The sequence below is a fragment of the Streptomyces sp. NBC_01465 genome (assembly GCF_036227325.1).
Classification (GTDB): Bacteria; Actinomycetota; Actinomycetes; order Streptomycetales; family Streptomycetaceae; genus Streptomyces.
Genome location: NZ_CP109467.1, coordinates 7,939,685 through 7,961,787, shown reverse-complemented (window position 1 = coordinate 7,961,787; position 22,103 = coordinate 7,939,685). Strand labels below are relative to the sequence as shown.

Genomic DNA, 22,103 nt, shown 5'->3' with positions numbered 1-22,103 from the left:
ACCGTCCAACTTGCCATCAGCACCAGCAGGCTGGAAATGGCTCACGGAATCGAGTCTCGACCTCACCCGGGGCGGTTCACCAATCCCTGCCCGGTGCCGTGAAGTGCCACAATGGCCCAGGCAGACAGGCCGGGCCTGTCCGGCAAGGGCGGCGGTCGTGGACGCACCGGCGTGAACCAGGAGGCGAATGTGACGGACAAAGGCGAGGGCGAGAACCCGGCCGCTCCGGGCGACACCCTGAGCTCCATCACGATCGCCTGCATGACCGATCCCGCCGACCTCCCGGCTCCGACCCCGGCCCCGCAGCCGCCGACGCCGACACCGTCGGACGACCACCACGCCCTGCCGGAGCGCACCCGCGCCTGCGTGGAGGAACTGCTGCGGCACCACGGCGCCGACCAGCCGGGTGACAACAGCGAGCTCGTCGAGCTGGTCTTCCACGAGCTGACGAACATGTGGAGCGAGGAGATCCTGCACGGTATCGAAGCCGTCGCGCGGGAGCAGCGGGTCGGGCTCGTGGTGAGCGGATTCGCGGCCCGTTCCGGTGAGCTGCTGCCCCTGCGCGCCGGAGCCCCCTGCCTGTCGGTGCGGCCCCTCCCGGCCTGGGCGCTCGAGCGGCTGACGGCGCGGGGCATCCCCTTCGTCGTCTACGACCCGATCACCGAGCTGTCGCAGGGCACGCCCTATGTCGGCTCCACGAACTTCCGCGGCGGCCAGGCGGCGACGCGGCACCTGCTGGGGCTCGGGCACCGCCGCATCGCCATGATCAACGGCCCTGACCACCCCTACTGTGTGGCCCGGCAGGCCGGCCACCTCGCCGCGCTGGCCGAGGCCGGCCTGTCCCCGGAGCCCGGGCTGACGCCCCAGACGCCCATCACCTTCGAGGACGGCCATGCGACCGCACGGCAGCTGCTCTCGCTCCCCGACCCGCCGACCGCGATCTTCGCCGCTTCCGACATGCAGGCGCTCGGCGTCTACCAGGCCGCCAGGGAGCTGGGGCTGTCCATTCCCGGCGATCTGAGCGTCGTAGGCTTTGACGATCTGCCGGTCGCGGCGCTGCTCGATCCTCCGCTGACCACGGTGTACCAGCCGCTGCGGGAGATGGCAGCCACCGCCGCCGGCCTGGCGCTCGCGCTGGGCCGGGGCGGGGAACTGCCCCAGACCGGGGTGGAGATCGCCACCGCACTGGTGGTCCGCCAGAGCACCGCGCCTCCGCGGCAGCACGGCGGCACGACGAACGGGGCGGCATGAAGGCGACGGACGACCGGGCGGAAGCGGGCGCGGAAGCGGGCGCCGTCACGATCGCATACATCGCGGAATCGGCGGGCGTCTCCATTCCGACCGTGTCCAAGGTGCTCAACCGGCGCGGCGGCGTCTCGGACCAGACCCGCGCGCGCATCGAGGAACTCATCACCCTCCACGGCTACCGCAAGCCGATCGGCAATCGCAGCAACGTCGTGGAGCTGGTCTTCCGTGAGCTCGACAGCCTGTGGGCGGTTGAGGTCATCCGCGGGGTGGAGCGGGCAGCGCGCAAGCACAGGGTCTTGGTGATGGTCTCCGAGGTCCGCAGTGACGGCCCACCGGGGCGCTCGATCGAGGAGACAGCCGGCCGCAGGCCGAACTGCGTCCTGGCGGTGAACCGGCTCTCGCCGGAGGAACGCGAGCAGCTGACCGCGGCGGGCATTCCCTTCGTCATCATCGATCCGCTCGACGACCTCCCCGACGAGGTGCCGTTCGTCGGTTCCACCGGCTTCCGCGGCGGGCAGGCCGCGATGCGGCACCTGCTGGACCTGGGGCACCGCCGCATCGCCATGATCAGCGGCACCGGCCAGCCCGTCATCGTGCCCCGGCAGTCGGGCTTCCTCGCGGCGCTCGCCCAGGACGGACTGGCGCACGATCCCGAGCTGCTGGCCGTCTCCCCCTTCACTCGCGAGGGCGGCCGGGCCGCCGCGCTCGAGCTGCTCGCCCTCCCCGAGCGGCCCACCGCCTTCGTCACCGTCTCCGACCCGCAGGCGCTCGGCGTCTACCAGGCCGCCGGAGAACTCGGGCTGTCCGTCCCCCGCGACCTGAGCGTGGTCGGCTTCGACGACCTGCCGATCGCCTCATGGGCCGAGCCGCCGCTGACCACGGTGCACCAGCCCCTCAACGAGATGGCAGCCGCCGCGACCGAACTGGCGCTCGCCCTCGGCCGTCGCGAGGAGGTCCAGCAGGGCGGCACCGAGATCGCCACGACGCTCACCGTCCGCGGCAGCACGGCCCGGCCGAAGCGCTGAGCATGTCGTAGTGGTCCTCCCAGCCATGTGCCGGGAAGGCGGGGGCGTCAGGCCGGTCCGGCCAGCACCCGCACGTCCCAGGCGTCCAGACGCAGGGCCGTGCCGAGGGCTACCTCGGCCCCGGAGAGGACGTCCGTCAGGTCGGCCGGAACCTGGACCTCCACGGGCTGCCAGCCCCAGTTGTGGACCACGTGCACGCGGCGGCCGTCGGTTGCGGTGCCGGTCGTCGCGGTGGCGGAGACGGGCAGACCCGTCCATCCGCTGCGGGGGACGGGCGCGAGCCAGGCGGCCAGCGCGCGGGCGAGTTCGCGGTCGGGGACGGTCCCGACACAGGTCACCCGGCCCGTTCCGTGCCGACGGGTGGTGACGGCGGGCCAGCGGCCGAAGTGCGGGTGGTTGTAGCCGGCAAGCACCTCGGTGTTCTCGGCGTCAGTGACGGTCAGTCCGTCCACCCAGCGGGTCGCGGTCGCGGATCCGGAGAGCGTCAGCGGGCCGTCGGTCGCCGCGTGCACCGGCAGGGCAGTGGGGAGGTTGCTGAACTCCTCGTAGTGGACGCCCGCAGCCTCGGCCAGACGGGCAGGTGCGGGCTGGTGGCGGGCCCGTGCCTCCTGGTCCGCGTAGCCGGTGCGGGGACCGAGCACCAGATGTCCCCCGGCCTGCGCGTAGGCGGCGAACCAGTCGAGCAGGGAGTCCTCGGCAAGGTACAGGCCGGGCACGACCAGCACCGGGTGCCGCTGCGCGGCGGCCTCTGGCGCCATGCCCTCCCGCTCGCCCCTGGCGTCGTGCAGCTGGCGGGCGTGCAGGATGCGCAGCTGGCGCCCCGCCTCGAACGCGCCCCGGTAGAAGGGGTCGAAGAGCCCGTGGTACGAGCTGCCGTCCGCTCCCCCGCCGGGCGTCGCCAGCGGCGGATACTTCTGCATCAGCCATTTGCTGGGCATCGAGTACACCATCGTGATGTCGGCGTCGGGCTCTATCCCGGCGACCAGCTCTCCCGCTGTCGCGAACTCCGCTCCCAGTCGCGCGATCTCGGCGTACATCCGTCCTGGCCGACCGCTGTGCGGCAGGACGCCGCCCCAGTAGGTCTCGGTGCCGAAGTGCAGGGTGTGCCAGTGCCAGTACTCGACCATGCGCGCGCCCCGGGAGACCAGCGCCCAGGCGGCCTGCCGCCACTGGCCGTCGAAGGCGGGGCGGTTCTCCTCCGTGCCGCCGATGGCCTGGGCGTTGGTCTCGGTGACCAGGAACGACTCCTGCCGGGAGGAGAACATCCGGTCGGCACTCTGGTACAGGGCCCAGACTCCGGCGGTCTTCCAGCCCTGTGCATGGCCGTCGGGCGTGGGGTCGGGCAGCGCGAGGGCGTCCTGCATGTCGTAGTAGGGGTTGCCCGACGTGACATCCAGCCTGTCCGTCAGTTCGTCGTCCTCGACCGCCGGGTGGCCGTAGTGGAGGCAGGTGGTGACGAACTGCTCAGGACGGGCGTACTCACGCACGATCTCGGCCTGCCAGGCGATGAACTCGGTGGTCTGCCGGGCCTGGAAGGCCCGCCAGGCGACGTCGTACTGCGGCTGGGCATTGCCGTCGGGGGTCCACAGGTCCTCCCAGGCGGTGAGCCGGTGGGACCAGTAGACCAGGCCCCATTCCCGGTTGAGCGTCTCCACGTCGCCGTACTTCTGCCGCAGGTCGTCGACGAAGCGCTGGAAGACGCCCCGGTTGTACGGCAGCCGGCAGCCCGGCTCGTTGTCGACCTGGTAGCCGATCACCGCCGGGTGCCCGGCGTAGCGCTCGACGATGCGCCTGACCACCCGTTCGGCGTGGAACCGGAAGCCGGGGTGGGTGAAGTCGACCTCCTGCCGGCCGCCCCAGTGGGCGCGCTGTCCGGTGCCGGTGTCGGCGACGATCTCCGGGTACAGCCGGGCGAGCCACGGCGGCACGGCGTAGGTCGGCGTGCCGAGCACCACCGAGATGCCGCGCTCGTGAGCGGCGTCCAGCACCGGCTGCAGCCAATCCAGGTCGAACGTGCCGTTGGACGGCTCCCAGGTGGACCAGACCGACTCGCCGACCCTGATAACGGTGAACTTCGCTCCCGCCATCAGGTCGAGGTCTGCCTTGAGCCGGTCGTACGGCTGGTACTCGGGATAGTAGGCGGCGCCGAAGAGGACGCGCGGGGGCAGGGCGAACATGGGAACTCCTCGGGACATGGGGAGTCCCGGCCGCCGGGAGTTACCGGCGGCCGGGACGGTGAGGACGAATCGATCAGCCGACGGTGCCGGTAACCGTGCTGCCGTTCTTGGTGACCTTGTAGGTGGCGGTCTGGCCGCTGTAGAAGTAGAAGACCAGCGTGGCCGTGTCGCCGTCACGCAGCGAGTTGAGGAACAGGGGGGTCAGCACGATCGTGCTGTTGGGGTAGTCGGGCGAGAACGACTCGTTGAACGCCTGGTAGGGGGTCCAGTTGATCGGGCCGGCGTTGGTGCCGTCGGCGTAGGTGGCGTGCATGGTCGCCAGGTTGTTGCCCCGGTACTGGGTGGGGATGGTCAGGCCGTCGGTGGTGCCGGTGGCCGCCGCCACCGTCGGGTTGTCGTTGGTGACGATGTCGATGTTCCACGGCACCCCGGTGGAGAACCGGGCCTGGAGCGTGGCGTCGGTACCGTAGGCGCGGTCGCCGACCAGGCGGGTCAGCGCACTGGCGGTGAAGGTCAGCGTGGTTCCGGAGACGGTGTAGTCCCGCCCCGGGAGCAGCTTGGTGTTGCCCTGCCACACGCCCAGGAAGTGGGTGCCGTTGAGGTTCAGGGTGAGCGACTCGGCAGTGATCGGGGCGGACTTGGAGACGAAGACCTTGTCGAAGGAGGCCGTGCCCGAGCGGGTGGTCCAGCTCGACTTGATCACCGCGAAGAGGCCCGGGTCACGCCACTGGAGCGTTTCACGGTTCAGGTAGTTGAAGGCGTCCCACAGGGCGGTGGTGACGCCGTACTTGCGCGCCGCGTATCCCAGCTGCTCGTAGTACTTCAACTCCTCGCCCCGCTCGACGGTCTCGGGCCAGAAGTAGTTGGGGCTGGTCATCAGGCCGTACTCACCGAGGTAGACCGGGATGCCCTTGGCGACGAAGGTGTCGTGCATCCACTTGAAGGAGTCGTCCGTGTACTTCTGGGCGATGTCGCCGTACAGGGTGCCTCCGGCGAGGTTCATGCTGAACGGGTAGTAGCTGTAGAAGTGCACGGTCGCCACCAGCTGGCTGTCGTGCAGGGAGTTGATGGTGGTGGACAGGTCGTCCAGGAGGGGCTGGGCGCCATCGCCGCCCTGGGTCGGCAGGACGAGCATCCTGGTCGCGTTCGCCCCGCCCGAGGCACGGACCACGGTGTGGAAGGAGACGTTCAACTCGTTCAGGAGCGCGGTCTTCTGCGCGGCCGTGACGTCGTTGAACCGCGGTTCGTTGACGCTCTCGAAGAGCAGCGTGCGCGGCTCGGACTTGAATGCCTCGGAGATCTGCGACCAGGTGGAGTCGAAGCGGGCCATGATGTTGTCATGGTCCGTGACGATGTTCGAGACCCATACCTCCGAGTCGTGGTGGATGTTGATCACGACGTACAGACCGTCGGCCTGCGCCCAGTCCACGACCTGCTTGACCCGGGCCATGTAGGTGGCGTCGATGGTGTACGGCGCGGTGGCGGACTGGTGGTCATTCCAGGTCACCGGGATGCGGACACTGCGGAAGCCAGCCGCGGCGATGGTGTCGAAGGTCGCCTTGGTGGTCAGGGCGTTGCCCCAGGCGGTTTCGTCGGGGATGGCGTCCAGGGTGTTGCCCAGGTTCCAGCTGGGCTGCATCTGCGCCACGGCGTCGATGGCCTTGGCCGGGACGCTGACGACCGGGTGCAGTGCCTTGCCGTGGACGTCGGTGGCGCCGAACGCGGCGGTGCCGGACAGCCCCAGCATGACGGCCAGGGCCGTCAGCAGGGCGGCCAGGCGGCCGAGGCCGCGGCCTCTGGCGCGCCGGTGCGCGGGTGGCTGGATGTCGCTCATGCCATGTGCCTTTCTCGAGATGAGTGGATCTCTGGCGCAGTGCTGGTCAGGAAGTCTGTGCGGGGCGGGCCGGCTGCCGGAGGCGCAACAGCACGGCGGACGGTGCCGCCGGCAGGGTCACGGTGAGCTCGGCCGCATCCGGATCCCAGGCGCAGTGCGGTCGCCCGCTGCTGGGGTAGAGCAGGTCGGTGCTGACATCGGCTCCCCGCAGCCGGGGCAGCCGCAGGACTGCGGTGTCCTCCGCTCCGGGGCGGCGCCAGACCGTGAGGTAGGTGGTGGCCGGGGTGTGCAGGGCCAGGGCGATCCATGGGTCCTCCCAGGCCGGCAGGCCGAGCGGCCAGGCGGGGACGGCCTGCGGCAGGTCGGCGCGGATGGACTTGTACACCGCCACCCCCTCATGGACCAGCGCTCGTTCTCCGGCCCCGAGCTCGGTGATCTTCCCCGAGAGGTGGATGCGGCCCAGGAGGGCGTTGGCCATGGTGAAGGCGACCTCGTCGGGGGAGTCCTTGGCCTGCGGGTAGGCCCAGACCGCACCCTGTTCGGGGGTGACGGCGGTGGGCGCGGAGGCGGCGATCGGCGCATAGAGCAGCAGGTCCTCCTGGTCGCTGGTGGAGTGGAGCTGCAGCCGCGAGAGCATGGCGTGGTCGGTGCGCATGCCGCCCGAGGCGCAGCTCTCGATCACCAGGTCCGGGTAGCGGTCCAGGACGCCGTCCAGCCAGTCGAGCAGGGCCCGGTTGTGGCCCAGCAGCCCGTCGGCCGGGGCCTCCCCGGGGTGGCTGCTGGTGCCGCGGGCGAAGTCGGTGTTGTGGTCGAGCTTGAGGTAGCCGACGCCCCACTCGCCGACCAGGCGGTCCACGACCTGGTCGAGGTGGGCCCGGGCGGCGGGATGGCGCAGGTCGAGGTGGTACCGGTTGCCGCCATCCCCCTCACGCTGCCCGTCGCGGCAGAAGAACGCCTCCTCCGGCAGGGACTTGGCGACCGGGCTGGACACGCCGACCCCCTCCGGTTCCAGCCAGATGCCGGGCACCATCCCCCGCTCCCGGATGCGGTCCAGGACCTCGTGGATCCCGCGCGGCCCGGGGAAGCGGCTGGCGGCCGGTTCCCAGGTGCCGACGGTGCTCCACCAGTGGCCGTTGTCCTCGTCGTACCAGCCGGCGTCGATGACGAAGTACTCCGACCCCGCCTCGGCCGCAGCATCGACCAGCGGCAGCAGCTTGGCCGTGGTGGGGTCGCCCATCAGGCAGTTCATGTAGTCGTTGAAGATCACCGGCAGGTGGAGGTGGTCCCGGTGCGGGCGGCGGGTGATCCGGCGGTATCGGGTGAGCACGGCGAACGCCTCGTCGGGGCCGCCGTCCGCAGCGAAAGCGAGCGCCACCGGCACCGTGCGGAACTCGGCCCCCGGCTCCAGCAGGTGCCGCCAGCTGTGATTGGCGTCGGTGGGACCGAACAGCGCCACGTAGGCCGTCTCGTCGCGGACGCCGCACTCCGAGCGCCAGCCTCCGCCGTTGTGCTCGATCTGCCACAGCCAGGTGCGACCCGATTCACGGTCGGTCAGGCCCCCCATGGGGAGGAACCGGCTGCTGGACCGGACGCCCCGGCCGGTCATGACCCGGCCGTTGAGGGCGGGCGAGGAATCCCGCAGCTGCTCCCGCTTCCAGCGGAGCTCGGTGAACCACTCGTTATCCGCCCACATCAGGTCGGCGGAGTCCAGGCCCGCTGGTCCGTCCTGGGTGAGGCCGCCGGTCACCAGCGAGCTGACCGACTCCAGTTGCAGCGCAACCGGCCCATCGTTGCGCAGGAGCACCTCGCTGCGCAGCACCGGCAGGCCGTCCGGGGAGCGGTAGCGGACCTCGGCGGTGAGCCCGGTGCCGGGGTCGTGGAGTTCGACGCTCAGCGTGTGCCAGTCGCCGTCACGGCCCGCGCGGTGGGAGCGGTGCCGCAGCCGCGAGGCGAGGTCGGTGCCGATGAGGTGCCGGCCCTGGCCCCCCGCCGTCACCTCGACCAGCGGCAGCGGTGCGCCGGGGCGCCTCGCGCCGACCGCCTCCCCGGGTGTCCCGAGGTGGCCGAGTCGGGCGGCGCCGTCCTCGTCCAGGGCGATCTCCATGGCCAGGGCCGGGTGGCCCCAGCGGATCGTCTGCGCTGTGCCGTGCATCACTGGGATATGTCCTCTCGGGTAGCCCCGGGCGCCAGTCCGCGCTCGCGCAGCCAGGCCAGTTGGATCCCGGGGGTGGAGCCGTAGCCGCCGCCGTGGTCGGCGAACGGCCAGACGGTGATGGTGCGGTCCACGCCTGCGTAGTGGTTGAAGGCGGCGTAGACGGTGGACGGCGGGCAGATGGGGTCCATCAGGCCGACGCTGAACAGCGCAGGGGCGGTGGCCCGCTGGGCGAAATGCACACCGTCGAAGTAGTCGAGGGTGGCAAAGGTCGGCTGCACCTTGTGGCGGCTGTGCCAGCGCAGGTACTTGACGAGCTCCTGGTAGGGCCCTTCGAAGGCGATCCGGGCGCCCTGGCGGAAGTGGCACAGGAAGGGCACGTCAGGGAGTACAGCGGCAATGTGATCAGTCATCAGACCGGCCACGGCGAGGGAGAGTCCGCCGCCCTGGCTGCCGCCGGCCACGATGATCCGGCCGCCGTCGATCCCGGGAAGCTCGGCGACCGCGTCCACCGCGCGCACGCAGTCGGTCATCAGCCGCCGGTAGTAGTAGTTCTCGGGCGAGTCGATGCCCTTGGTCATGAAGCCCTCGGACCACTGCGTGCCGTCGCCCATCCCCCGGTCCGGGGTGTCGTGGCCCTGACCTCGGGTGTCGACGACCAGCTGGGCGTACCCGGCAGCCGACCAGAACAGGTGCTCGGTGGGCAGTCCGCGGCCGCCGCTGTAGCCCTGGTAGGTGACGACCACGGGCAGCGGGCCCTCCACCCCGCGCGGGCGTAGCAGCCAGGCGGCGACCGGCTCGCCGTTCCAGCCGGGGAAGTGCACGTCGTCGACCTCGACGGTGCGCAGTCCGTACTGCTCGGTGACCCGCTCGGTCTTCACCGCGCCGCCCTGGGCGCGGGCCTCGGCGAGGGTGCGCTGCCAGAAGGCGTCGAAGTCGTCGGGGGCGGGCGACTTCGGACGGTAGCCGACCAGGTCTTCGGGGCCGAGGTCAGTCAGGGGCATGTCGTGTTCCTCACGTCCTGGATCGGGGGTGGGCCGGTGTGAGTCGCTGCGCTTCACGGCAGCCGGAGCACCGCAACGCCGCCCGGAGGCAGCGTCACGCCACCGTCCGCTGCCTGACGATCCGTCAACAGCTCCCAGCCGACGACCGGGACGTGCCAGGGCTCACGGCCGTGGTTGAGCAGGAAGAGCCAGGAGCGGCCGTCGTCGGCGCTGCGGCGGACCGCCTCCACGCCGGGCGGCAGACCGGGAACGACGGGTCGGACCTCGGCTTCGGACAGCAGGCGGCGCACCAGTGCGGAGTAGCCGGCATCGTCCAGCCTGGTCGAGAGGTACCAACCGGCGCCCTCGCCGTAGGCGGCGCGGGTCAGTGCGGGGCGTCCGTCGGCGTAGGCGGCGATGGTGTCCGCGCCCTCGGTGCGGAGGTACTCGCTCCAGGCGCCTGCCGCCATGCCGTCGGACAGGTTCAGCACAGCCCCCGCCGCCAGCGGGCGGTGCTCCTCGACCCGGATGCCCAGCGCCTCACGCAGCGGCTCGGCCGGGTAACCGCCGGTCCTGGCCCGGTAGTTCTCGTCGACGACGCCGCTGAAGTACTGCAACAGCAGGGTGCCGCCCTGCTGGACGTAGCCGCGCAGGTTCTCGGCCGCGGCGTCGGAGAGCAGGTGCAGTGCGGGCGCCATGACCAGCCGGTACGCGGACAGGTCGGATTCGGGGTGGGCGAAGTCGGCAGTGACGCCGGCGTCCCACAGGGCGCGGTGGGCGCGGCGCAGGGTGCCGGGATAGTCGAGATCCTTGGACGGCAGGCCCTGGCTCTCGAGTCCCCACCAGGAGTCGGTGTCGTGCAGCACGGCGGCCTCGGCGACGACCTTGGAGCCGGCCAGCTCGGCCAGTCGCGCGACGGCCTCCCCGGTTTCGCAGACCTCGCGGAAGATCCGCGAGTCCGCCCCGGCGTGCGGGACCATCGCCGAGTGCCAGATCTCGGCCCCCGAGCGGGACTGGCGCCACTGGAAGAACAGCGCGCCGTCGGCGCCGTGGGCCAGGTGCTGCACCGAGTGCCGCAGGATCTCGCCCGGCTCCTTGGGCAGGGTGGCGTTCTCCCCGTACACCGTGGAGGTTCCCTGCTCCATCAGCAGCCAGGGCTTTCCGCCGCCGAAGGAACGCGCCCGGTCGCCGCCGAAGGCGGTGTCGGCGGCGGCGTCCACGCCCGGCGCGATCGGGTAGTGGTCGATGCTGACGAAGTCCAGCTCACGGCCGAAGGCCCACAGGTCCAGGTTCTGGTAACCGGGCAGCATGAGGTTGGTGGTGACCGGCAGGTCGCTGTGGACACGGATGGCGTCACGTTGCTCGCGGTAGGCGGCGAGCGCCTCGTCGGACCAGTAGCGGCGGAAGTCGAGCACCTGGGCCGGATTGTGGTGCCACTGGGTGGCCCGGGGCGGCAGGATCTCCTCCCAGCTGCCGTAGCGCTGGCTCCAGAAGGCGGTCCCCCAGGCCGCGTTGACGGCATCCAGGCTGCCGTGGCGCTCGCGGAGCCAGCGCCGGAAGCCGGCGGCGGCGTGATCGCAGTAGCAGACCGTGGCGTACTCGTTGTGGACGTGCCACAGGGCGAGCGCCGGGTGCTCGCCGTAGCGGGCGGCCAGGGCGGTGGCGATCCCGCGCGCGGCCCGCCGGTAGGCGGGAGCGGCCAGGCAGTAGGTGTCCCGGCTGCCGTGGACGAGCCCGGCTCCCTCGGCGGTGACCGGCATCGCATCCGGGTGCGCCAGGGTGAACCAGGGCGGCGGGGAGGCGGTGGGGGTGGCCAGGTCCACGGCGACGCCGTAGCTGTGCAGCCGGTCCAGTTGCTGGTCCAGCCAGGCGAACTCGTACCGGCCCTCCTCGGGTTCCAGTAGCGCCCAGGAGAAGACGCCGAGGGTGGCGAGGTTAACCCGCGCCCGGCTCATCAGGGCGTCGTCCTCCTTCCAGGTCTCCTGGTCCCACTGCTCCGGGTTGTAGTCGCCACCGAAGGCGAGGCCGCCCAGCCGGGCGGTGAGTCTGCTGGTGCTCACTTCACACTCTTTCGGGTAGGGGCGAGGCCGGGGACGGGCTGCGTGCGCGGTGCCGGACCGGTGACCGCGGTGAGCCGCGGTGAGCACTGCTCGGCCAGGGCCTCGGGGCACAGCGCCACCACCGAGACGTCCTCGGGGACGACCCGCCCGGAGGCCCGCAGCAACGAGAGCAGCGGCTGGATCGCGCCCTCGTTCTGGACGACGAATCCGGTGGTGTCGGGACGGTCGGCCAGGATCCGGCTGACCACCCCGGCCACGAACTCGAAGGTGCCCTCGCAGGGACGGTGCAGGACCCGCAGGCCGAGGGCCGCGCCGCGTCCTGGAAGCCGGTCAGGGTCCGTTCCGCGTAGCCGATGAACGCAACGTCGTGATGCCCCAGCTCGGCCAGTGCTCGTCGCAGAGCGCGCCGGCGTGGGCGAAGTCGTGGTCCACGCAGGCGAGTCCGACGGGGTCGCTGGGCAGGCCGATCAGGGCGGCGGGGATGCCGGTCTCGCACAGGACGGCGATGCGGCGGTCGTCGAGCTGGACGTCCATGAGGATGACGCCGTCGGCGAGACCGCTGGCGGCGACGCTGCGCACCCCTGCCGATCCCTCGTCATGGGTGAGTAACAGGACGTCGTAGCCGAAGCGGCGGGCCGCCGTGGTGACCGAGATGGCGATCTCCATCATCACCGGCGCGTAGATGTCGGTGCGCAGCGGGACCACCAGCGCGAGGATGTGCGAGCGTCGTCCGGCCAGCACCCTGGCACCGGCGTTGGGGTGGTAGTCGAGGCGGGCGATCGCCTCCTCGACCCGCTTCTTGGTGGGGGTGGAGATCGCCCGCTTGCCACTGAGGACTTCTGCCAGTGTCACCATGCCGGTCAGCCCTTGATCGCGCCGGTGAGCATGCCGGTCTTGAAGTGCTTCTGCATGAAGGGGTAGACCATCAGGATCGGCACCAGGGTCAGCACGACCACCGCCATCTGCAGGGAGAGCGGCGCGGTCTGGGTGTGCAGGGAGCCGAAGCCGCCGTTGGTGGCGCCTGGCATGGTCATCCCGTTGTTGACGTACTGGAGCAGCACGTACTGCAGTGGCCATTTGGTGCTGTCGGTGGGCATGTAGAGCATCACGTTGAAGAAGGAGTTCCAGTAGCCCACCGCGTAGAAGAGCGCCACCACCGCGGTGACCGCGCGGGAGGTCGGCAGCACGATCGACCACAGGATGCGCCACTCGGTGCAGCCGTCCATGCGGGCGGCGTCGATGAGGTCGGAGGCGGTTCCGGAGTAGAAGGAGCGCAGCACCAGGATGTTGAAGACGGAGACCGAGCTGGGCAGGATCAGCGCCCAGTACTGTCCGTAGCCGCCGAGGGTGGTGACGACCAGGTAGGTGGGGATGAGGCCGCCGCCGACGAACATGGTGATGACGAGCACCAGCAGGATGGTGCGGTGGCCGAAGGAGCGGGAGCGGGACAGCCCGTAGGCGCACAGCACCGAGACCACCATGGAGAGCAGGGTGCCGACGACGGTGATGCCCAGGCTGACCAGGACGGCCCGGGTGACCGGCCCGTCGACGAGCATCTGGTGGTAGGCAGCCGTGGTCAGTCCGTCGGGCCAGATGACCAGGCCGCCGGCCCGGTTGATGGCGCCGGGGGTGGAGAAGCTGGTGACCACGACGATCCACAGCGGCACCAGGACCGCTGCGAGCACCAGCAGCAGCACACCGCCCTTGAGGCCCTGCCCGACGGCCGTGGGCGGTTCCTCCCACACCGGGCGGTTGCGGTGCCGGTCAGGACGGAGTGTCAGGGCCGGGGTCGGGGTGTCACTGAGTGTCTGGCTCATTTGCGGTACAACCCGTCCTCACCGAAGGCGTGTGCGAGCCTGTTGGCTCCCCAGATCAGCAGGAGCGAGATCACGCTCTTGAAGAGTCCGGCCGCCGCGCCGTAGCTGTAGTTGTTGGTGGCGATGCCGTAGTAGAAGGAGAAGGTGTCCAGGACGTCGGCGGTGTCGTGGCCGACGGCGTTGCGCTGGATCAGGAACTGCTCGAAGCCGACGCTGAGCGCGTTGCCGAGCCGCAGTACCAGCATCAGCACGATGACGCCGCGCATGCCGGGCAGGGTGATGTGCCACATCCGCCGCCACCGGCCGGCCCCGTCCACCGCGGCGGCCTCGTAGAGGTTCTGGTCCACCGCGGCCAGCGCGGCGAGGAAGACGATGATCCCCCAGCCCGCTTCCTTCCACACCGCTTGGCCGGAGATCAGCAGCGCGAAGGTGTGAGGGTTGGTCATGATGTCCCAGCTGCCCAGGTTGTGCTGGGCGAGCAGGTGGTTGAGCACGCCGGCCCCACCGAGCATCTGCTGGAAGACGGTGATGGCCAGCACCCAGGAGAAGAAGTGCGGCAGATAGACCACGGACTGGATGAAGTTGCGGATCCGGGGGCTCATCACCGAGTTGAGCATCAGCGCGAGGGCGACCGGAACCGGGAAGAAGAGGACCAGCTGGACGAAGCTCAGCCACACGGTGTTGCGCAGCGCCGCCCAGAACACCGGGTCGTTGAACAACTGCTGGAACTGGTCGAGACCGGCCCAGTCGCTGTGCATCACCCCGACCAGCGGGTCGTAGTACTCGAAGGCGGTGATCAGACCGAACAGCGGCGCGTAGTTGAAGACCAGCAGCAGTGCCACGACCGGGAGGGTCATGATGATCAGTGACTTGTCCCGGCGCAGCCGGATCCGCCAGGTCATCCTGGTCCCCGGGAGGCTCTTGTCTGCCCGGCCGCTCCGCGCGCCGGCCGCTCGCTCGGCTCTGCGGCTCCCCTGGGTCTTCTTGGGTTTGATGGTGGATGTCACGGTCACGGTTTCTCCTTGCGTGGCGCCGCCTGCTGGTGCGGACTACTGACCCGTGCCGAGCTTGTCGAGGATCTCGGTCTGGTACCACGCCTTGAGCCGGTCGCCGCCGCTGCTCTTCCAACTGGCCAGTACCGCCTGGTAGTCGGAGACCTTCTTCAGGCCGTGGGTGACGTCCCTGATGGTGTCCTGGACGGACTGGGCGTTGGCGATGGTGCTGTAGCGCGCCGGCAAGGTGATGTTCATGCCGTAGAAGACCGGCTTGTAGGCGTGCTTGCTCGCAGCAGTGCACCAGGCGAGGGAGTCGCGGGTGACCTGTTCGGCACCCGGATTGAACACCACCGAGGGACCCGCGCCCAGGAACGGGAGGGTCTTCGGCAGAGCGGTCTTCTTGCCCTCGGCGGTGTACGTGGGCAGACCGTTCTGCAGGGTGTAGTGGACGCCCTCGACGCCGTAGGTGGCCATCGTGTACTCGGCCGAGCCGAAGGGAGCGGACAGGTAGTCGGCGACCGCGAGCAGTTCCTGGATCTGGTCGCCGGAGAGCTTGGCGTTGAAGTAGCTCAGCATGCTGGTGGAGGCGCCGAGGAAGATCTTCGGGTCGGACTTGCCGTCGGCGGCGATGATGTTGAAGGCGTCCCGGCGGTAGTTCTTGTTCGCGGCGGTTCCGGACTGGTAGTCACTGAGGCTCCAGGCCCCGGTGCCGCCACCCTGGATCAGGCACTTGCCCGAGAAGAAGCGGGTGCCGGCGTTGTTCGTGTTGCCGGCCAGTGCGTCGGGGTCCACGTATCCCGCCTTGGCCAGCCGGTAGTGCCAGTCCAGGGCCTCCAGCATTTCGGGCATCTCGTAGAAGTGGACCAACTTGCCGTCCACCACCGTGTACTTGTCCGGGAGTCCCCATGCCTGGTACAGGGAGGTCCAGACCTCGCCGAACGCCCAGACTCCGCCCTTGGCATTGGTCAGCTCCTTGCCCAGGTTCATGTAGTCCTCGGCGGACTTGACCTGGTCGGCGGTGATCCCCTTGGCCTCCAGGATGTCCCGGCGGTAGAACACCGATCCGGACAGCGGCATCCCGCTGGCGAAGGTGGGAATGCCGTAGATCTTGTCTTCCCAGGCGCTGACCTGCCAGGCGAGGGTCGGGATCGCCGCCAGGTTGGGGTACTTCTTGATCTTCTCCCCGGCCAGGTAGGGCGTGAGGTCCGCCAGCTGGTTGCCGACCAGCCCACCCATGTTGAAGTTGTTGTTCCACCAGCTGGGCAGGTTGATCCAGTCCGGCAGCTTCTTCGCCGCGGTCATCGTCGGGATGATGGTCGCGTAGTCGTTGCCGTTCGCCGGCTTCATGGTGAGGTTGATGCCCAGCGCCTTGTTCATGGCCTTGTAGAACGAGTTGCCCGCCGGCGGGAGGGCGTCCCACATGGGGGTCACCGCGGTGTAGCTGCCACCCTTGCCTGGTATGCCGGAGACGGTGGCCACCGGGTGGGCCGGGTAGGTCAGGTAGCCCGGGTCGGTGAAGGAACCTGCGGCCCCGGTCACCGAGGGGATGTCCGGCTTGACCGCCGTGCTCGCCACGTAGGCGGGAAGCACCGATGCCAGACCGGTCTTGCTGTTGGCGCCGCCCTTGCTGCTGGACTTGCCCCCGCCGCAGGCGGAGAGCACCGGGGACAGGGCGGCTGCTCCCGCCACAGCGACCGCGCCGTTCACGAAAGTTCTACGACTCATGGCGATGCTCATGGGCTGCCCTTCGAGGGTGGGATGAGGAGTCGAGCGTCGTGCAGATGCGCTGTAGTGCAGCCGGACCCTTGCAGGGAACTGACGGCCTGCCCGCCGGAAGCCGTCGAAGCGCTTCGATGTTGCCGAGAGGTTAAGCGCCACTTTCCCCGGAGGGCAAGGCATGTACAGAGAAACGGCAACTTAAAGTTTCCGGCCGCTACCTACGAAACTTTCTCTTGACGCTGGCGTGATCGCCTGTCAGCGTCGAAGGGCTTCACCACCGGCAGGGTTGCGCGACCGCGCCTGTCGGCCCGACTGCCCGTTCTGCAAGGGATCCTCACCTGTGAGCACTGCCGCCGTGTCCGCCACGCCCCATTTCCGCGATCCCGGGCTTCCCCTGGCCGAGCGCGTCGACGAGCTGCTCTCCCAGCTCACGGCCGAGGAGCGAATCGCCATGCTGCACCAGTACTCCCCGGCGATCCCCCGGCTGGGAGTCGGCGAGTTCCGTACCGGCACCGAGACCCTGCACGGCGTCGCCCGGCTGGGCGAGGCCACCACCTTCCCGCAGGCCGTGGGCCTCGGCGCGAGCTGGGACGAGAGCCTGGTCCGCGAGGTCGCCGAGGCCGTCTCGGTCGAACAGCGCGCCTTCCACCACCACCGCCCGCCGGCAGTCGGCACCGGCCGCACCAGCCTGCAGGGCTGGGCACCGGTGGTGAACCTGCTGCGCGACCCCCGCTGGGGACGCAACGAGGAGGGCTACTCCGAGGACCCCGCGCACTCCGCCCGGCTCGGCGACGCCTTCTGCCGGGGCATGTCCGGCGACGACCCGGAGCATCTGCGCACCGCCCCCGTCCTCAAGCACTTCCTCGGCTACAACAACGAGGACGAGCGCTGCACCACCTCCTCCGGGCTGCGCCCCCGGGTGCTGCACGAGTACGACCTGGCCGCCTTCAGGCTCGCCATCGCCACCGGCGCCGCCACCGGCGTCATGGCCGCGTACAACCTCGTCAACGGCCGTCCCTGCCACGTCAGTCCGCTGATCGAGCAGCAGCTGCGGCGCTGGGCCGAACCCACCGGGCACGAGCTGTTCGTGGTCAGCGACGCCGAGGCCCCGTCCAACCTGGTCGACCCCGAGCACTACTACGAGGACCACGCGGAGTCGCACGCTGCCGCCCTCAGGGCCGGCATCGACTCCTTCACCGACCACGGCGAGGACTCGTCCGTCACCATCGGCCGGATCACCGAGGCCCTCGAACGCGGCCTGCTCACCATGGACGACGTGGACCTGGCCGTGCGCCGTCAGCTGGCGATCCGCTTCCGCCTGGGCGAGTTCGACCCCGAGCACGATCCCTACGCCGGCCTCGGCTGGGAGGTCGTCAACTCCCCCGCCCACCAGGAGCTCGCTCTGCGCGCAGCCACCGAGTCCGTGGTGCTGCTGAAGAACGAGGGGCTGCTCCCACTGCCCGCCGACCGCCGGGTCGCCGTCGTCGGCCCACTGGCCTGCACCCTGTTCGAGGACTGGTACAGCGGCAGCCACCCCTACCGGATCACCGTCGCCGACGGCCTCGGCGTCCAGGGCGTGGAGGGCGTGGACCGGATCGTGCTGCGCACGGCGGACGGCCGGGCGCTGACCGCCACAGGCCCGGAAGGGATGCTGACCGTGGCGGATACCCAGGACAGCGACCCGTCCGCACAGTTCGACCTCTTCGACTGGGATCTCGGGGTGCTCACCCTGCGCTCGGCCGCCACCGGCCGCTACGCCTCCCTGCGCGACGCCGACCGCCGGGTAGCCGCCGACCGGGACCAGCCCGGCGACTGGTACGTCCGCGAGACCTTCCGGCTCGAACCCGACGGCGACGGGGGCGAGTTGCTGCGGAGCGTCCTCACCGGCCGGTACGCGCAGGTCCACGCCGCCACCGGCGTTGTCACCATGTCCGGAGAGTCGCCGGCGGTGGCAGCGGTCCTCACCCGCACCGTCGTCCATGACGGCATCGCCGAGGCCGTCGCCGCCGCAGCCGCGGCGGACACCGCGGTCGTCGTCCTGGGCAACGACCCGCACATCAACGGCCGGGAGACCCAGGACCGGGCCGGACTGAACCTCCCGCCGAACCAGGACCGCCTGCTGCGCGCGGTCCTCGCCGCCCAGCCGGACACCGTCCTGATCGTCATGTCCAGCTACCCCTACGCGGTGGACTGGGCCGCCGAGCACGTCCCCGCGATCCTGTGGACCTCCCACGCCGGCCAGGAGACCGGCCGCGCCCTCGCCCGCGTGCTGCGCGGGGACGCCGACGCCTCAGGCCGCCTCCCGCAGACCTGGTACCAGGGCGACGACCACCTGCCCGAACGCCTCGACTACGACATCATCAAGGCCGGCTGGACCTACCAGTACCACCGCACCCCCGCCCTCTACCCCTTCGGCCACGGGCTCTCCTACGCCGACTTCAGCTACTCCCGACTCGCCCTCGACGCCGACCGCCTGCCCCAGGACGGAACGGTCACGGCCCGGGTCTCCCTGGGTAACCGGGGCGAGCGGGCCGGAATGGAGACCGTCCAGCTCTACGTCCGCGCACTGGACGCACGCTACGAGGCACCACTGCTGCGCCTCGCCGACTTCCGCAAGGTCCGGCTGCAACCCGGCGAATGGGCCGAGCTGGAGTTCCGGCTGCCCGTCGAGCAGGCACTGGCCCACTGGGACGTCGCCACCGGCGACTTCACCGTGGACCCCGGCCGCTACGAACTGCTCGTCGCCCGCAGCGCCGCCGACCCCGTGCACACCGCCCGGTTCACCGTGGACGGACCGGCTCCCGCTCCCCGCCGGGCCGTCGGCCGGCCACTGCGTGCCGTGGACTTCGACGACTACCGCGACGCCGTCATCGTCGACGCCGGCCACACCGACGGGGACGCGGTGACGCCTGCCGCGAACCAAGCCGCGCGACTGGTCTTCCGCAACGTGGACCTCACCGGCGCGGCCACGCTGACCGCCGAGGTCTCCCGCACCGCGCCCGGCCCGGCCGGCCTGGACGTCTACGCGAACGGACTGCTGCTCGCTGCACTGCCGGTGGACTCGACCGGCGACCGGTACACCTGGACCACCGTCAGCGCCGCCCTGAGCCACCAGCACGGCACGGTCGGCGAACTGACGGTCGTACTCACCGGTGAACAGCGCCTCGCCACGCTGACGTTCGCGCTCTGAACTGCGCTCACTCACCCGCCCACCACGCCGCCAAGGACTTCACACCGATGACCTCCGCCACCAGCCCGGTGATCCCGGGCTTCCATCCCGACCCCAGCGTCTGCCGGGTCGGCGAGGACTACTACCTCGTCTGCTCCAGCTTCGAGTACTTCCCCGGCCTGCCCGTCTTCCACAGCCGCGACCTGGTCAACTGGACCCAGATCGGCAATGCCCTGGACCGCCCCAGCCAGCTCGACCTCCCTCCGGACACCCCCTCCTCCGGAGGCCTCTACGCCCCTACCCTGCGCCACCACGACGGTCGCTTCTGGCTGATCGTCACCAATGTCGCCTCCGGCGGCGGCAACATGGTCTACACGGCGGCCGACCCGGCAGGCCCCTGGTCCGATCCCGTCCGCGTCCCCGGCGTCCCCAGCATCGACCCCGACCTCGCCTGGGACGAGGACGGCACCTGCTGGTGCACCTACGCCGGGGTCGCCCAGGTCCGCCTCGACCCCTCTACCGGCGAAATCCTCGGCGAGCCCTACCCTGTCTGGTCCGGCACCCCCGGCTCCATCGCGCCCGAGGCGCCGCACCTCTACCGCATCGGCGACCACTGGTACCTCATGCTCGCCGAGGGCGGCACCGAACGCGGCCACAGCGTCTCCATCGCCCGCGGCCCCTCGCCCAGCGGCCCCTTCGAGCCGTGCCCGGCCAACCCGATCCTCACTCACCGCGGCACCAACAAGCCTGTCCAGAACACCGGCCACGCCGACCTGGTGCAGGCGCCCGACGGCAGCTGGTGGATGCTGCTGCTGGCCGTCCGGCCCCAGGGCGGCACCCCCGGCTGGCACGTACTCGGCCGCGAGACCTTCCTGGCCCCGGTCAGCTGGGAGGACGGCTGGCCCGTGATCGGCGAGGTCGGCGTGGAGCGCGCCGAGCTGCCCTGGCTGGTGGCGGCCCCCACCCCCGAGCCGGAGCGGGACGACTTCGAGCCCGGCGACCTGGCACACCACTGGATCTCCCTGCGCGACCGGCCCACCGAGCTGGTCAGCACCAAGGAGCGCGACAGCTGGCTGACCCTGCGCGCCCGCGGCGCCTCCCTGGACGAGCCCGACGTGGTCCTGCTGGGCCGCCGCCAGCAGCACCTCGCCTTCCGTGCCCGCACCCTGATCGATACGGCCGAGGGCAGCGGCGGGCTCGCCGTGCGCCTGGACGAGTTCCACCACTACAGCATCGAGGCGACCCCCGGGGGCCGACTCTCGGTCATCGCCAGGATCGGCTCGCTGCGCACCGTCACCGCCGAACACACCCTCCCGGCAGGCCCGGTGACCCTCTTCGTCCGCACCGGACCCGCCCCCGAGCCGCACGGCGCGCGCACCGGCCCCGACTCCCTGGTCTTCGGCTTCGAGTCCGCCGACGGAACGGCGACCGAGCTGGCCACCCTGGACGGCCGCTACCTCTCCACCGAGGTCGCCGGCGGCTTCACCGGACGCGTCATCAGCCTCTACGCCGCCACCGGGACAGCCCACTTCGACTGGTTCGACTACGCACCCCTGGTTCGCTAGTGCCTGCAGACACCTGTGGCGGTCCCGGTGCCTCCGGACCGCAGCCGTCGGCGCAGGGCCGCCGCGGCCGGACCGTGCGTCGGTTCACGCGGGGGTGAGGATGACGGCCTGGCCGCCTGCCGGGGCCATCGACACGTTGAGAACGGTTGCAGGGGTGACGTTTCGGGTGCTGACGGTGAGGGGGGTCGTACAGGGCCTGGTTCCCGGGGTTCCGTCGGCATAGATGGTCGCGGTGTAGGTGCCACGGGCCTCGTCGAGGAAGGACAGCGGGATGGCGAGGGTGCGGGGGTTCTCGTTGGTCATCGTGCCGAGGTACCAGGTGGCGCCCTTGCGCCGGGCGACGGCGATGTACTGGCCGATGGCGCCGGTGAGGGTTCGGCTCTCGTCCCAGCTGGTGGGGATGGCGTCGAACCAGGGCAGACCGGGCCAGTTCGCGGTGTTGGCGTACTTGGACGGTGAGTCGTACCAGTAAAGGAAGTTCAGCGGTTGGTAGTAGACCGCCGCCATCGCCATCTGGTGCGCGTTGGTGGTCTGGTCGCGGGACTGCCCGTAGCAGATGGTGTAGTCCATCGGGCCGCCGATGTTGCGGGTGTAGGGGAGGGGCAGGTTGTGGGTGGCCGTGGGGAAGTGCTCGTTGCCGCGTACCCCTTCCATGCTGATCCAGTTGGGGTAGGTGCGCTCGAAGCCGAACGGCCGGACGTCGTCGTGCGAGTCGACCAGGAGGTGGTTGGCCGCGGCGGTCCGCACCCAGGAGATGATCTGCTGGGTCATGGCCTGGGTTCCGTCGTTGATGAAGCCGAGTTTGACGCCGGCCACTCCCCAGCTCCGGTAGAGGGCGAAGAGGGCGTCGGAATCGCTCATCGCCAGGGGGTTGATGTAGAGGAGGACACCGATGTCCTTTTGCGCCGCGTGGGAGATCACCGCGGGCAGGTCGAGGGCGGGGATCGGTGCGGTGGCGTCGGTGCTGCTGTGCTCGGGCCCGTACCAGCCGGAGTCGAACTCGATGAACTGCATGCCGTGCGAGGCGGCGAAGTCCACGCCGGCCAGGCCCGCGCCGGTGGTCAGGGTGACGATGCGCAGCACCTTGCCAGTTCCCGGTCACGCTCGGATGCTCGTGCCAACTCGCCCCCCTGTTTGCGATGTTCGCACTCTCGCGCGGGCGTTCGTCCTTGATACCCATGGTGATCCTTCCCGACAGAGACGACGTCTCATTTCAGACGGGTCGCCCCGGGGCATACACGAAGTTCAGGACAGCCTCCGCTTATCAGTTAAGGGGGTTCCCGCCAGTCAAACGACCAACGGCCGGTTCGAGTAACCTCGAACCGGCCGTTGACCTGCATGTTTTACCGACTAAAACTG

Annotated in this window: 13 protein-coding genes and 1 pseudogene; 4 read left to right on the top strand and 10 right to left on the bottom strand. The window is 70.3% G+C overall.

Annotated features, from left to right (window positions below):
• Nucleotides 1-111: 111 nt before the first annotated feature.
• The gene (locus OG707_RS36960; RefSeq protein WP_329126250.1) at nucleotides 112-1,251 is read left to right on the top strand and encodes a substrate-binding domain-containing protein; all 1,140 of its coding nucleotides are present in this window, start codon (nucleotides 112-114) and stop codon (nucleotides 1,249-1,251) included.
• Nucleotides 1,248-2,273, top strand: coding sequence for a LacI family DNA-binding transcriptional regulator (locus tag OG707_RS36955; protein WP_329126249.1), 1,026 nt, complete (start codon nucleotides 1,248-1,250; stop codon nucleotides 2,271-2,273). The genes OG707_RS36960 and OG707_RS36955 overlap by 4 nt, the downstream gene beginning before the upstream one ends.
• A 47-nt stretch (nucleotides 2,274-2,320) precedes the next feature.
• Here the strand turns inward: OG707_RS36955 and OG707_RS36950 are convergent, their stop codons facing one another.
• The 9 genes and pseudogenes from OG707_RS36950 to OG707_RS36910 all read right to left on the bottom strand — a co-directional run bounded on the left by OG707_RS36950 (nucleotide 2,321) and on the right by OG707_RS36910 (nucleotide 16,016).
• The gene (locus OG707_RS36950; protein ID WP_329126248.1) at nucleotides 2,321-4,450 is read right to left on the bottom strand and encodes a beta-galactosidase; all 2,130 of its coding nucleotides are present in this window, start codon (nucleotides 4,448-4,450) and stop codon (nucleotides 2,321-2,323) included.
• Nucleotides 4,451-4,523: 73 nt separating this feature from the next.
• A complete protein-coding gene (locus OG707_RS36945) occupies nucleotides 4,524-6,284 on the bottom strand; it encodes a cellulase family glycosylhydrolase (protein WP_329126247.1) in 1,761 nt (586 codons plus the stop codon).
• A 46-nt stretch (nucleotides 6,285-6,330) separates the two neighbouring features.
• Entirely contained in the window at nucleotides 6,331-8,436 is a 2,106-nt protein-coding gene (locus OG707_RS36940) for a glycoside hydrolase family 36 protein (RefSeq protein ID WP_329126246.1), read from the bottom strand.
• A complete protein-coding gene (locus tag OG707_RS36935) occupies nucleotides 8,436-9,440 on the bottom strand; it encodes an acetylxylan esterase (RefSeq protein ID WP_329126245.1) in 1,005 nt (334 codons plus the stop codon). Before OG707_RS36935 ends, OG707_RS36940 begins: the two co-directional genes overlap by 1 nt.
• A gap of 53 nt (nucleotides 9,441-9,493) precedes the next feature.
• Nucleotides 9,494-11,479, bottom strand: a complete 1,986-nt coding sequence (locus tag OG707_RS36930) for a beta-galactosidase (protein ID WP_329126244.1) — start codon at nucleotides 11,477-11,479, stop codon at nucleotides 9,494-9,496.
• Between the two features lie 50 nt (nucleotides 11,480-11,529).
• Nucleotides 11,530-12,334, bottom strand: a pseudogene (locus OG707_RS36925) (LacI family DNA-binding transcriptional regulator); the annotation flags it as partial.
• Between the two features lie 5 nt (nucleotides 12,335-12,339).
• Nucleotides 12,340-13,296 carry a carbohydrate ABC transporter permease gene (locus OG707_RS36920; RefSeq protein WP_329126243.1) on the bottom strand — a complete coding sequence of 319 codons (957 nt, stop codon included), beginning with the start codon at nucleotides 13,294-13,296 and terminating at the stop codon, nucleotides 12,340-12,342.
• On the bottom strand, nucleotides 13,293-14,309 hold the full coding sequence (locus OG707_RS36915; protein ID WP_329126242.1) for an ABC transporter permease: 1,017 nt from the start codon (nucleotides 14,307-14,309) through the stop codon (nucleotides 13,293-13,295). The genes OG707_RS36920 and OG707_RS36915 overlap by 4 nt, the downstream gene beginning before the upstream one ends.
• A gap of 36 nt (nucleotides 14,310-14,345) precedes the next feature.
• Nucleotides 14,346-16,016: an ABC transporter substrate-binding protein gene (locus OG707_RS36910; protein ID WP_329126241.1), complete on the bottom strand. Its 1,671-nt coding sequence runs from the start codon at nucleotides 16,014-16,016 to the stop codon at nucleotides 14,346-14,348.
• Between the two features lie 334 nt (nucleotides 16,017-16,350).
• Between OG707_RS36910 and OG707_RS36905 the strand changes: the two genes are divergently transcribed.
• Nucleotides 16,351-19,200, top strand: coding sequence for a glycoside hydrolase family 3 C-terminal domain-containing protein (locus tag OG707_RS36905; RefSeq protein WP_329126240.1), 2,850 nt, complete (start codon nucleotides 16,351-16,353; stop codon nucleotides 19,198-19,200).
• Nucleotides 19,201-19,247: 47 nt separating this feature from the next.
• Nucleotides 19,248-20,744, top strand: a complete 1,497-nt coding sequence (locus tag OG707_RS36900) for a glycoside hydrolase family 43 protein (protein ID WP_329126239.1) — start codon at nucleotides 19,248-19,250, stop codon at nucleotides 20,742-20,744.
• An 84-nt stretch (nucleotides 20,745-20,828) separates the two neighbouring features.
• Here the strand turns inward: OG707_RS36900 and OG707_RS36895 are convergent, their stop codons facing one another.
• Nucleotides 20,829-21,827 (bottom strand): glycoside hydrolase family 97 catalytic domain-containing protein, encoded by a 999-nt coding sequence (locus tag OG707_RS36895; RefSeq protein WP_329126238.1) that lies wholly within the window; start codon nucleotides 21,825-21,827, stop codon nucleotides 20,829-20,831.
• Between the last annotated feature and the right edge of the window lie 276 nt (nucleotides 21,828-22,103).

Excerpts from the sequence above, each read along its gene's own strand:
- OG707_RS36960 (WP_329126250.1), top strand. The coding sequence starts at position 112 with ATGGCCCAGGCAGACAGGCCGGGCCTGTCCGGCAAGGGCGGCGGTCGT.
- OG707_RS36955 (WP_329126249.1), top strand. The coding sequence starts at position 1,248 with ATGAAGGCGACGGACGACCGGGCGGAAGCGGGCGCGGAAGCGGGCGCC.
- OG707_RS36950 (WP_329126248.1), bottom strand. The coding sequence starts at position 4,450 with ATGTTCGCCCTGCCCCCGCGCGTCCTCTTCGGCGCCGCCTACTATCCC.
- OG707_RS36945 (WP_329126247.1), bottom strand. The coding sequence starts at position 6,284 with ATGAGCGACATCCAGCCACCCGCGCACCGGCGCGCCAGAGGCCGCGGC.
- OG707_RS36940 (WP_329126246.1), bottom strand. The coding sequence starts at position 8,436 with ATGCACGGCACAGCGCAGACGATCCGCTGGGGCCACCCGGCCCTGGCC.
- OG707_RS36935 (WP_329126245.1), bottom strand. The coding sequence starts at position 9,440 with ATGCCCCTGACTGACCTCGGCCCCGAAGACCTGGTCGGCTACCGTCCG.
- OG707_RS36920 (WP_329126243.1), bottom strand. The coding sequence starts at position 13,296 with ATGAGCCAGACACTCAGTGACACCCCGACCCCGGCCCTGACACTCCGT.
- OG707_RS36910 (WP_329126241.1), bottom strand. The coding sequence starts at position 16,016 with ATGAGTCGTAGAACTTTCGTGAACGGCGCGGTCGCTGTGGCGGGAGCA.
- OG707_RS36900 (WP_329126239.1), top strand. The coding sequence starts at position 19,248 with ATGACCTCCGCCACCAGCCCGGTGATCCCGGGCTTCCATCCCGACCCC.